The 11,531-nt window shown below is 49.2% G+C and carries 10 protein-coding genes; 1 reads left to right on the top strand and 9 read right to left on the bottom strand.

Features of this window, described 5'->3' with window-relative positions; all coding sequences use genetic code 11:
* Nucleotides 1-14: 14 nt before the first annotated feature.
* The 5 genes from sucA to sdhC form a co-directional block, all read right to left on the bottom strand.
* Nucleotides 15-2,822: a 2-oxoglutarate dehydrogenase E1 component gene (gene sucA, locus PCO85_07345; GenBank protein WJV55216.1), complete on the bottom strand. Its 2,808-nt coding sequence runs from the start codon at nucleotides 2,820-2,822 to the stop codon at nucleotides 15-17.
* A 247-nt stretch (nucleotides 2,823-3,069) separates the two neighbouring features.
* Complete coding sequence (locus tag PCO85_07340; protein WJV55215.1) at nucleotides 3,070-3,786, bottom strand: succinate dehydrogenase iron-sulfur subunit; 717 nt, start codon at nucleotides 3,784-3,786, stop codon at nucleotides 3,070-3,072.
* A 16-nt stretch (nucleotides 3,787-3,802) separates the two neighbouring features.
* On the bottom strand, nucleotides 3,803-5,569 hold the full coding sequence (gene sdhA, locus PCO85_07335) for a succinate dehydrogenase flavoprotein subunit (GenBank protein ID WJV55214.1): 1,767 nt from the start codon (nucleotides 5,567-5,569) through the stop codon (nucleotides 3,803-3,805).
* Complete coding sequence (gene sdhD, locus PCO85_07330) at nucleotides 5,569-5,916, bottom strand: succinate dehydrogenase membrane anchor subunit (GenBank protein WJV55213.1); 348 nt, start codon at nucleotides 5,914-5,916, stop codon at nucleotides 5,569-5,571. Before sdhD ends, sdhA begins: the two co-directional genes overlap by 1 nt.
* Nucleotides 5,910-6,299: a succinate dehydrogenase cytochrome b556 subunit gene (sdhC, locus tag PCO85_07325; protein WJV55212.1), complete on the bottom strand. Its 390-nt coding sequence runs from the start codon at nucleotides 6,297-6,299 to the stop codon at nucleotides 5,910-5,912. Before sdhC ends, sdhD begins: the two co-directional genes overlap by 7 nt.
* A gap of 634 nt (nucleotides 6,300-6,933) precedes the next feature.
* Between sdhC and PCO85_07320 the strand changes: the two genes are divergently transcribed.
* Nucleotides 6,934-8,217: a citrate synthase gene (locus PCO85_07320; protein ID WJV55211.1), complete on the top strand. Its 1,284-nt coding sequence runs from the start codon at nucleotides 6,934-6,936 to the stop codon at nucleotides 8,215-8,217.
* 195 nt (nucleotides 8,218-8,412) lie between these two features.
* Here PCO85_07320 and pxpA read toward each other — a convergent pair whose 3' ends face one another.
* The 4 genes from pxpA to PCO85_07300 all read right to left on the bottom strand — a co-directional run bounded on the left by pxpA (nucleotide 8,413) and on the right by PCO85_07300 (nucleotide 11,531).
* Entirely contained in the window at nucleotides 8,413-9,150 is a 738-nt protein-coding gene (gene pxpA / locus PCO85_07315) for a 5-oxoprolinase subunit PxpA (protein WJV55210.1), read from the bottom strand.
* A complete protein-coding gene (locus PCO85_07310) occupies nucleotides 9,140-10,069 on the bottom strand; it encodes a biotin-dependent carboxyltransferase family protein (protein ID WJV55209.1) in 930 nt (309 codons plus the stop codon). Before PCO85_07310 ends, pxpA begins: the two co-directional genes overlap by 11 nt.
* On the bottom strand, nucleotides 10,063-10,719 hold the full coding sequence (gene pxpB, locus PCO85_07305; GenBank protein WJV55208.1) for a 5-oxoprolinase subunit PxpB: 657 nt from the start codon (nucleotides 10,717-10,719) through the stop codon (nucleotides 10,063-10,065). The genes PCO85_07310 and pxpB overlap by 7 nt, the downstream gene beginning before the upstream one ends.
* 68 nt (nucleotides 10,720-10,787) lie before the next feature.
* Nucleotides 10,788-11,531 carry a type 2 GTP cyclohydrolase I gene (locus PCO85_07300; GenBank protein ID WJV55207.1) on the bottom strand — a complete coding sequence of 248 codons (744 nt, stop codon included), beginning with the start codon at nucleotides 11,529-11,531 and terminating at the stop codon, nucleotides 10,788-10,790.

Here is an 11,531-nt window from a genome sequence, read left to right as displayed (position 1 = left end):
TTTATCCTTCTAATTTAATCAACGTTCAGCGCGTCATTAACCAGATCTTGCTGCTGTTTCTGGTGTACGGACATATAGCCGACGGCAGGTGAAGCAGAAGCCGGACGCCCGGCATACCGTAAAGATGCTCCGAAAGGAATCACCTCACGTAAATGATGTTGGCTGCAATACCAGGCTCCCTGGTTAAGCGGTTCCTCCTGACACCAGACAAAATCATGCACATGAGCAAAAGCTTCCAGTGCCGCTTGTACATATTGATGCGGGAACGGATAAAGCTGCTCAATGCGAACAATCGCCACATCTTTCTGCTCATTTTTACGACGCTGTTCCAATAAATCATAGTAAACCTTACCGGAACAGAGGACGACGCGCTTCACTGCCTTTGGCTCCAACGCGTCAATTTCAGCAATTGCAGGCTGGAAATGCCCATTAGCCAGCTCATCCAGTGAGGACGTAGCCAGTGGATGACGCAGCAGTGATTTCGGTGACATTACCACCAGCGGTCGACGCATGCCACGCAGTGCCTGACGGCGTAGCATGTGGTAAACCTGAGCTGGTGTTGATGGAATACAGACCTGCATATTCTGTTCAGCACATAATTGCAGATAACGTTCCAGACGTGCGGAGGAGTGTTCAGGCCCCTGCCCCTCATAGCCATGCGGCAATAACATCACCAGGCCACACATCCGCCCCCATTTTTGCTCACCAGAACTGATGAACTGGTCAATCACCACCTGAGCACCATTGGCAAAGTCACCAAACTGGGCCTCCCAGATAGTCAACGTACGGGGTTCTGCTGTTGCATAACCATATTCAAAGGCCAGAACTGCTTCTTCAGACAGTACTGAATCCCATACTTTGAATTCGCCCTGGGAATTATGAACATGCGCCAGCGGAGTATACGTCGAGCCATTTTTCTGGTTATGCACGACGGCATGACGGTGGAAAAACGTACCACGCCCGGTATCTTCGCCAGACAAGCGTATCGGAATACCTTCATCAACCAATGTAGCGTAAGCCAGCGTCTCGGCACCACCCCAGTCAAAAAGTTTCCGACCCTCGGCCATTTCCGCGCGATCCTTATAAACCTTAATGACACGCGGCTGCATCTCTATGGCTTCAGGAATTTCACTAATTCGTCTGGCGAGTTCCTGTAATCGTTTCATCTCAACTTTATGTGGATACTCTTCATCCCATTCATGGTTGAGATACGGTGACCAGGTGAAAGAGTGCATATCCATCGGCTGCCACTCTTCAACAACGCATTCACCCTCATCCAGCGCATCACGATAGAGATTAACCAACTCAGTGGCATCCTCCAGCGTAGCAATCTTCTGCTGTTCCAGGCGATCGGCGTAAATCTTGCGTGGTGTCGGATGTTTTTTGATCTTCTGATACATCATCGGTTGGGTAGCACTGGGTTCATCTGCTTCATTGTGACCATGACGGCGATAACAGACCAGATCGATGAATACATCACGCTTGAAGGTGTTACGGAAATCCAGCGCTAAACAAGTGACAAAGGCCACAGCTTCTGGATCATCGGCGTTCACGTGGAAAATGGGTGACTGCACCATTTTGCCGATATCGGTACAGTATTCGGTAGAACGCGCATCAAGCGGATTAGATGTGGTAAAACCGATCTGATTGTTGATCACGATACGGATCGTACCACCGACTTCATAACCGCGAGCTTTGGACATGTTCAGGGTTTCCTGAACCACACCCTGACCGGCCATTGCCGCATCACCATGAATAGTGATTGGCAAAACCAACGAACTACTTGGCTGATCGAGACGGTCAATACGGGCGCGAACCGACCCTATCACCACCGGGCTGACAATCTCCAGATGGGAAGGATTGAACGCCAACGCCAAATGCACTTTACCGCCTTCAGTGTCAACGTCAGAGGAAAAGCCCTGATGGTATTTGACATCACCGGTGCCAAGATGTTCTTTATGCTTGCCAGAGAACTCATCAAACAGTTCCTGTGGCTGTTTACCCAGCACATTAATCAATACATTCAGACGACCACGATGTGCCATCCCCAATACGACTTCTCGCGTACCGTTTTTACCGGCATGGCGAATCATCTCTTTCAACATCGGGATCAGAGCATCTCCACCTTCCAGTGAGAAACGCTTGGCTCCCGGAAATTTGGCACCCAGATAACGTTCCAACCCTTCAGCAGCAGTCAACTCTTTCAGGAAACGCTTCCTTTCTTCAACGCTGAAATTTGGTTGACCGACAACCGACTCAATACGTTGCTGAATCCAACGTTTTTCTTCTGTATTGGTGATATGCATGTACTCTGCACCAATCGAACCGCAATAGGTCTGTTTCAGCGCAGAGTAAAGATCACCCAGTTTCATGGTTTCCTTGCCAATCGCAAACGAACCCACATTAAAGGTTTCGTTCAAGTCATCTTCCGTCAGATGATGATAGGCGAGATCCAGGTCAGGAACGATTTCCCGTTTCCATAAACCAAGCGGATCAAGATCAGCAAGCTGATGACCGCGGAAACGGAAAGCATTGATAAGTTGCAATACCTTAACCTGCTTGGCATCACTGTCCGGATCGTTTACCGAAGAAGTATAGCGTGTTGTATCTTTCGCCAGGCGGCGAAAGTATTCCCGGGTTTTAGAGTGAAGTTGGTCCGGTTTGACCCCAGTGGTAGGCAATTGTTGAAAAATCGAACGCCAGCTGAGATCGATAGAATCCGGATCAGTTAAAAAATCTTCATAGAGCTGCTCTATGTAGGACTGGTTCGCGCCCGCCAGATAGGAGGAATCCAGCCAGGCCTTCATTGCGCCGTTCTGCATTATGATCCCTTAAGCTAATAAGCTTCAGTTTTCGCCATGGTTAACATGTTTATTGTGCCGTATAAAAAACAGGTTGCCGTAAAAACGGTTCACTTATCGCGCCTGCTTATTGCAGGCTGAGGATATCTTTAACCTCTAAGGAACCTTTAAAAATCGGTTCGGCACATAAGCCGGTTTTTAAAGGTTTCCTGTCGCTCCTCTGCAAAAAACACAGAGGAGCGAACATGTTACTCGCTACGATTTACCGTCAGGCACTACGTTGCAGTAGCATTGACTTGATATGACCGATAGCTCGTGTCGGATTCAGTCCTTTCGGGCATACGCTGATACAATTCATAATACTGTGGCAACGAAAGACACTGAAAGCATCGTCCAAATCATCCAAACGTGCTTGAGTTTCCGTATCACGACTATCAATCAGGAAACGATATGCCGCCAGTAATCCGGCCGGACCGATAAATTTGTCCGGATTCCACCAGAATGATGGGCATGACGTAGAACAGCAAGCACACATAATGCACTCATATAATCCATCCAGTTTTGCCCGTTGTTCTGGGGATTGCAAATGCTCACGTGCCGGTGGATTTCGTCCATTATTCAACAAGTAAGGTTTTATTTTCTCATACTGGGCATAGAATTGCCCCATGTCCACTACCAAATCACGTACTACTGGTAAACCAGGAAGAGGACGAATCACTATCTTGTTGTTACCGCGCTGCAAGGAAGAAATCGGCGTAATACAAGCCAGCCCATTTTTTCCGTTCATATTTACTCCGTCTGAACCACAGACACCTTCACGGCAGGAACGACGGAATGCCAACGTGGGATCCTGTTCTTTCAACTGAATCAGCGCATCCAGTAGCATCATGTCACGCCCAGCGTCAACATCCAGGCTGTAATCCTGCATATGCGGCGCATCATCAACATCTGGGTTATAACGATAAATGGAAAATTCGAGTTTCATCGCTTAATCTCCGCAATTAATAAGTACGCACTTTCGGCGGGAAAGCCGGGCGCAGTTTAGGCTGCATGTTCACCTTACGGCGCGTCATGCTTTCGGTTTGCGGTTGATAGAGCGTATGACACAACCACTTATCATCATCACGATCAGGATAATCGAAACGACTATGCGCACCACGGCTCTCAGTGCGGAAATTAGCCGAAACAGCGGTGGCATAGGCGGTTTCCATCAGGTTATCCAACTCCAGACATTCAATACGCTGTGTATTGAAATCGCTGGAAGTATCATCCAGACGAGCATTCTTCAAACGCTCACGAATCACCTTAAGCTCTTCCAAACCTTTTGCCATGGCATCACCTTCACGAAATACCGAGAAGTTGTGTTGCATACAGGCCTGTAGTGCTTTACGAATTTCCACCGGATCTTCACCGGAACGGGTACTGTTCCAGCGATTAAGGCGATCAAGAGAAGCCTCGATATCAGAATTGCTGGCATCACGGGTAGCACCCTGTTCTTCCAGTGACTCCTGCAGATGCATACCGGCTGAGCGTCCAAACACGATCAAGTCCAGCAGTGAATTACCGCCCAGACGATTCGCCCCATGTACAGATACGCAGGCAATTTCACCGACAGCAAACAAACCGGGGATAACCACATCCTCACCTTGTTCATTCACGGCCAATACCTGACCGGTCACCTTGGTCGGGATCCCCCCCATCATATAGTGACAGGTTGGAATAACCGGAATAGGCTCTTTAACTGGATCAACATGGGCGAAAGTACGGGAAAGTTCCAGGATACCTGGCAGACGGGATTCCAAAACGTCTTTACCGAGATGGTCTAGTTTCAATTTGGCATGAGGACCCCATGGGCCATCACAACCACGACCTTCACGGATTTCGATCATGATTGAACGAGCAACAACATCACGACCCGCCAGATCTTTGGCATTCGGCGCGTAACGTTCCATGAAGCGTTCGCCGTGCTTATTGAGCAAATAGCCACCTTCACCACGACAGCCTTCAGTAACCAGCACACCAGCACCGGCAATACCTGTTGGATGGAACTGCCACATTTCCATATCCTGAACCGGCACACCGGCACGCAATGCCATACCAACACCGTCACCGGTATTAATGTGGGCGTTCGTCGTGGATTGATAAATGCGTCCGGCACCGCCGGTTGCCAGCACGGTGGCACGAGCCTTGAAATATACGACTTCACCGGTTTCGATACAGATGGCGGTACATCCCATCACCGCACCATCCTGATTTTTCACCAGATCCAGTGCATACCACTCAGAAAATATCGTCGTGTGATTCTTCAGGTTCTGCTGATAAAGGGTATGCAACAAAGCATGACCGGTGCGGTCCGCCGCCGCCGCAGTACGCGCCGCCTGCTCACCGCCAAAGTTTCTGGACTGACCACCAAACGGTCGTTGATAAATACTGCCATCATCCAGACGGGAAAAAGGCAACCCCATGTGTTCCAGTTCCAGAACCGCTTCCGGACCAGTTTTACACATGTATTCAATAGCATCCTGGTCACCGATATAATCGGAGCCTTTCACCGTGTCATACATATGCCATTCCCAGTTATCTTCATGGGTATTACCAAGCGCAACGGTAATCCCCCCCTGGGCGGAAACGGTGTGGGAACGGGTCGGGAACACTTTGGATAGCAGGGCGCAGGAAAGGCCCATCTGGGAAATTTGCAATGCAGCGCGCATACCTGCGCCACCTGCACCGATAACAACAGCATCAAACTCTCTGACTGGCAGATTCATTACGCACCCCACACTACAACAGTTCCATAAATGACATACACCATCAGCACAACCACGATCGCTAACTGCAAAGTTAGTCGGACGGCCAGCGGTTTAATGTAGTCGGTCAATACCTGCCACATTCCAATCCAGGCATGAACCAGGATCGAGAACAGTGTTAACAGGGTGAAAACTTTAGTGAGATGCATGGCGAAAAAACCATGCCAGACTTCATAAGTTATGTCATTAGCGCTGACAATGAAGCCAACGATATAAAGCACATACAGCACGATGACAATGGCAGAAGCGCGAAGTAATAACCAATCGTGTACGCCATTACGTCCCAATGCAGAGGCATTACTTACCATACGAGGACTCCAGCCAAAAATGAAAGCACGACAGTAATAATGAAAGAAAGATTTGCAGAGCGAGTTCCTGAGACGAGATCTTCTTCGATATATCCAAAATCCATCAGCAGATGACGCAGACCACCAGCAATATGGTAAGACAATGCAGTCAAGATGCCCCAGACGATAAATTTCACGATGAAGCTGTCCATGATGGCAGCAGCCTGCATGAAACCTTCCGGAGAAGAGAGGGAAATGCCCAGCAACCACAATAAAATACCGACGGCGACAAAAGTAATAACGCCGGAGGCACGGTGAAGAATTGATGCGATCGCAGTAATAGGAAATCGGATCGTTTGCAGATCCAGGTTGACAGGTCGTTGTTTTTTCACAGATTCGCCCACACAGCTTTTATTATTTTCTTCCTCCGGACCTGTTGTGGGGGGTCAGACAGCATAAAAGGTGGAATCAGTTTCATATTCCTTTGCTCACGCCGCTCTTACATATCAATGTCGAATGTTCAAACCGCGCAGACCTATCATACTGGGTGCTCCTACTGCAGGGTATTCCGGAGACCTGGCGGCAGTATAGGCACTTCACATTCTCATTACAATTACCACACAAACGGTTTGGACACATTTCCCCTGAACAGTGATTTAGATCACGATTTTCACAATTTATATAAAATCAATTATCTGATTTGACAAAAGATCAACATTTAAATTACAACTAGTGACTGGATTTCTTATGCTGTGCTAAAGGTCAACAGTGGCCCTTTCCCATCTGCACAAGTTATGTAACAGTGGGTAAATAACGTCCCCGGGAAAATCATCGTGCATCGTTAATGACTACAATGAATTCAGAACATGGTTAATATCCACACTGGGAGAACAACTTGTTCATCCTGAATGAAACCTGCCTGACGCACATAGTTTCGACTCTGTGCCCTATTGGTGCTGCGCATCCCTCTACAGAGTCAGGCATGACAATGTTTCTACGGTGGAAAATATTTAAAATCAAAGCGCTAAGGAGACTATAATGGTTGATAAAAAAGCGACGCTTATCATAGATCAAGAGCAGATTGAGCTTGATGTCCTGACAGGTACGCTCGGTAATGACGAAATTGATGTTCGTGCCCTCGGTTCTAAAGGCTATTACACCTTCGATCCTGGCTTTACTTCTACCGCATCGTGCGAATCCAAGATTACCTACATCGATGGCGACCAGGGGATTTTGTTACACCGTGGCTTTCCTATCTCTCAGCTAGCTGAAAAATCGACCTATCTGGAAGTCTGCTATATTCTGCTGTTTGGCGAAGCACCGACTCAAGAGCAGTATGATACTTTCAAGACCACCGTTACCCGCCACACCATGATTCACGAACAGATCACCCGTCTGTTCCACGGTTTTCGTCGTGACTCCCACCCAATGGCCGTGCTGTGTGGGGTAACTGGCGCTCTGGCTGCCTTCTATCATGATTCACTGGATATCGGTAACGAACGCCATCGTGAAATTGCAGCATACCGTTTGCTGTCAAAAATGCCGACCGTGGCGGCCATGTGTTACAAATACTCTATCGGCCAGCCTTTTGTTTATCCGAAAAACGATCTCTCTTATGCCGGTAACTTCCTGTACATGATGTTTTCTACTCCGTGTGAAGAATACAAGGTGAACCCGGTACTGGAGCGTGCGATGGATCGAATCTTGATCCTGCACGCTGACCATGAACAAAATGCGTCTACTTCCACGGTACGTACCGCAGGTTCGTCTGGCGCAAATCCCTTTGCCTGTATTGCCGCAGGTATTGCTTCATTGTGGGGACCGGCACACGGTGGCGCCAATGAAGCCTGTTTGCGCATGCTGGAGGAAATCAGTTCTGTTAAACACATTCCGGAATTCATTAAACGTGCGAAAGACAAGAATGACTCTTTCCGTTTGATGGGATTTGGTCATCGTGTATATAAAAACTATGATCCCCGTGCCACCGTAATGCGCCAAACCTGTCATGAAGTGCTGAAAGAGCTGGGTACGAAAGACGATCTGCTTGAAGTGGCAATGGAACTGGAAAATATTGCGCTCAACGATCCGTACTTTATTGAGCGTAAACTGTATCCGAATGTGGACTTCTACTCTGGCATCATTCTGAAAGCCATGGGAATTCCTTCCACCATGTTTACTGTTATTTTCGCTATTGCCCGCACCGTTGGCTGGATTGCGCACTGGAGTGAAATGCACGGCGACGGTCTGAAAATCGCCCGTCCGCGCCAGTTGTATACCGGTTATGAACAGCGCGACTTCGATTCATCGATAAGCAAACGCTGATCCTGTTTGTATTAACTCGTGTCATAAGGGCCGGATAATCCGGCCCTTAACTATTTTTAATACAACAAATAACAACTGTAGCAAGTACCAGACAATGCCAATATTCTCTCAAGAACATAACCATTGTGGTGCTTATAGAGCGGGCGCCCATGTGTTCATAGCAATCGTAACGCTTTCCATCTCGCCAATTCAGACCTACTGCGCACTGACCCGAATCCCGTATTGGGTAAAACTTTGCCGTAGTTTCCGCGCAAAAATCAACGCATGATCACCATCGCCATGCAGACAAACCGTATCGGCCTGAACCGTGACCCAGCTTCCGTCACTGGCCCGCACCCGCTGACGCTGAATCATCTCCAGTGTCTGCGCCAATGCCAGTTCGTCACTGTTAATTAATGCCGAAGGCTGCCCACGCGGCACCAATGTTCCATCAAGCTGATAACCCCGATCGGCGAAGACCTCATGGCGGGTTTTAAGTCCAGCCCGTTTTCCAGCCCATATCACCTCACTACCCGCCAAACCAACCAAACACAAGCCAGGATCAACAGCCTTGACCGCTTGTGCAATAGCATCCGCTAACGCTGGATCCCTGGCTGCCTGGTTATAAAGCATGCCATGAGGCTTCACATGGAACATCCGCGCTCCTTCTGCTTTAATGATCGCGGATAATGCCCCCAGTTGATAAACCACCTGCGCATAAACCGTTTCCGGTGGTAACTGCATGGCAGTACGACCAAAGTTTTGCCGGTCTGGAAAACTGGGGTGAGCACCGATGGCTACACCATATTTTATTGCCCAGAGAACTGACTGGCGCATGCTCAGCGCATCTCCGGCATGAAATCCACAGGCGATGTTGGCAGAACTGACCAACTGTAATAATTCCTCATCATATTGGCCACCTTCTCCCAGGTCGGCATTTAAATCAATTATCATGTAGCCTCCAAGCCAATTGTTCCAGATAACGCTGTTGCTCCTGCAACGTTCGCCGAGCATCCTCAAGCGAGCAGTGAATAAAGTGTACCGGCTCACCGAGGCGAATTTGTGCCAAATTGTAAAGATCGGCTTCGATTACACAGGCAATGCGCGGATATCCCCCGGTGGTTTGTGCATCGGCCATCAATACAATGGGTCTGCCGTTGTGAGGTATTTGCACCACGCCTGGCAACACGCCATGAGATAACATTTCACGTGATATATGGCGCTCAAGCGACGGTCCCTGTAAACGGTATCCCATACGATTACTTTGCGGACTAAGATGCCAGTCAGCACGCCAGAAAGTATTACGTGCGTCTTCACTAAACTCCTGATATTCCGGCCCCGGCAATGCCCGTATACGATTACTGAACAGTAACTGCTTCACACCAACCTGTTTTTTAGGCAACACGATGGGTTTACCTAGCCGAAGCTGGTCACCGTCTGCCAGCAAACGTCCATCCAGGCCGCCGAATCCAGCTTTTAGATCTGTACTGGATGATCCCAGTATTTCGGGTACCTGGATACCGCCAGAAACCCCCAGATAGCTGCGCATACCATGTCGTGGTGCTCGCAAGCGCAATACCTGACCGGGTTCAACTGCAAAGCGCCATCCCGTCCACAACGGCTTTCCATCCAGGTCTGCATGGCAATCAGCGCCGGTCAGCGCAATCCAGCAATTTGACGTAAACGAAACTACCAACTGCCCCAGCGTAATCTCCAGCGCGGCGGCACCACTATCGTTACCAACCAGCAGATTGGCAATTTTCAATGCAGGAATATCCAACGCACCACACTGACTGACACCTGACCGACGCAAACCGAAACGGCCGGTATCCTGCACCGAGGTATATAAACCGGCCCGGATAATATTCAGCATATTCCCTCCGGCTGGGGAACAAAACGTACCCGATCCCCTGGTCTTAACAAAGTAGGGGGATTGTCTGTCGGATTGAATAAAGACAAAGGGGTATGACCGATAAGCTGCCAGCCACCCGGTGTCGACAGAGGATAAATACCGGTTTGATGACCGCCAATACCAACAGAACCCGCTGGCACGTACAACCGCGGCTCGGCCCGGCGTGGGGTATAAAGCTGTTCATCCAGTCCGCCCAGATAAGCAAAACCAGGCTGAAAGCCAAGAAAATAGACGATATAGTGGCCTGCGGAATGACATGCCACTACCTGTTTTTCACTCATTCCACAATGATCGGCCACCAACGACAAATCGGGTCCACTATCACCGCCATAGACAACCGGAATAGCAATATCCCGTGACTCCATCTCCAATAATTCACTCGCTTCCCACCAATGCTGCAACCATTCAATAGCATCCAGCGCCACTTGCTGAGGGTGTTCCAGTACAACCGTAATATTATTCATACCGGGAATGACTTCTCTCACATCTTCGTGATAATTCAGACGTTCAGCCAATCCCCAGATACGCTGCTGGCTTTCCAGTAGTACCGGGGGTTCCAGTTCCAGCACTACAGCCTTCTCCCCCAACAGATAACAGCGTGCCCGTTGCATCCTTCCTCCACTATTGACGAATGGCCGGCCACCAATGGCCCCAACCTCATATCATGACTGAACGGTTCTTACGCCGGGTTAGGTATATCAATAAAAGTCACGTCAAAGCCGTGATGTTGAGCCAACCACTCTCCCAATGTACGAATGCCGGCTCGCTCCGTGGCATGATGACCTGCGGCATAGAAATGAATGCCCATCTCACGCGCGGTATGAATGGTTTTTTCAGACACTTCGCCGGTGATGAAGGCATCGACGCCAAAATCGGCCGCTTGGTCAATAAAACTCTGGCCACCACCGGTGCACCAGGCAATCCGTTTAATTACCGCTGGCGCATTATCGCTACAGTGCAGCACCGTCCGGTCAAGCAGGACTTCCAGCTTTTGGCATAGATCTTCACCACTCTGTGGCTGACGCAGTTCACCATATGGCAGATACATCTCGATTTCGCCTTGGACGTCAATATCCAGCATTGCTGCCAGCTTAGCGTTATTCCCCAGTTCAGGATGGGCATCCAATGGCAAATGGTATCCGTACAGGTTGATATCATTGGCTAACAATGTTTTCAGACGCTGGCGTTTTATGCCGCGAACAGAGACGGGCTCGTTTTTCCAGAAATAGCCGTGGTGTACCAGTACCGCATCCGCATTCCTCTCCACTGCGACATTCAGCAATGCCTGACAAGCGGTGACACCCGTAATAATGCGTTTGACCTCAGGCCGCCCTTCAACCTGTAACCCGTTCGGAGCGTAGTCCTGAAACGCCGCGACATTCAGTAACTGGTTAATCAGTGTTTCCAGTTCGGTATTACGCAT

Origin of the sequence: Prodigiosinella aquatilis, assembly GCA_030388725.1 — a bacterium.
Taxonomy (GTDB): domain Bacteria; phylum Pseudomonadota; class Gammaproteobacteria; order Enterobacterales; family Enterobacteriaceae; genus Prodigiosinella; species Prodigiosinella aquatilis.
The sequence above is the reverse complement of the archived record's forward strand: the minus strand, read 5'-3'. Positions and strand labels throughout refer to the sequence as shown.

Excerpts from the sequence above, each read along its gene's own strand:
- PCO85_07320 (WJV55211.1), top strand. The coding sequence starts at position 6,934 with ATGGTTGATAAAAAAGCGACGCTTATCATAGATCAAGAGCAGATTGAG.
- pxpA (WJV55210.1), bottom strand. The coding sequence starts at position 9,150 with ATGATAATTGATTTAAATGCCGACCTGGGAGAAGGTGGCCAATATGAT.
- PCO85_07340 (WJV55215.1), bottom strand. The coding sequence starts at position 3,786 with ATGAAACTCGAATTTTCCATTTATCGTTATAACCCAGATGTTGATGAT.
- pxpB (WJV55208.1), bottom strand. The coding sequence starts at position 10,719 with ATGCAACGGGCACGCTGTTATCTGTTGGGGGAGAAGGCTGTAGTGCTG.
- sdhA (WJV55214.1), bottom strand. The coding sequence starts at position 5,569 with ATGAATCTGCCAGTCAGAGAGTTTGATGCTGTTGTTATCGGTGCAGGT.
- sucA (WJV55216.1), bottom strand. The coding sequence starts at position 2,822 with ATGCAGAACGGCGCAATGAAGGCCTGGCTGGATTCCTCCTATCTGGCG.
- sdhD (WJV55213.1), bottom strand. The coding sequence starts at position 5,916 with ATGGTAAGTAATGCCTCTGCATTGGGACGTAATGGCGTACACGATTGG.
- PCO85_07300 (WJV55207.1), bottom strand. The coding sequence starts at position 11,531 with ATGCGTAATACCGAACTGGAAACACTGATTAACCAGTTACTGAATGTC.
- PCO85_07310 (WJV55209.1), bottom strand. The coding sequence starts at position 10,069 with ATGCTGAATATTATCCGGGCCGGTTTATATACCTCGGTGCAGGATACC.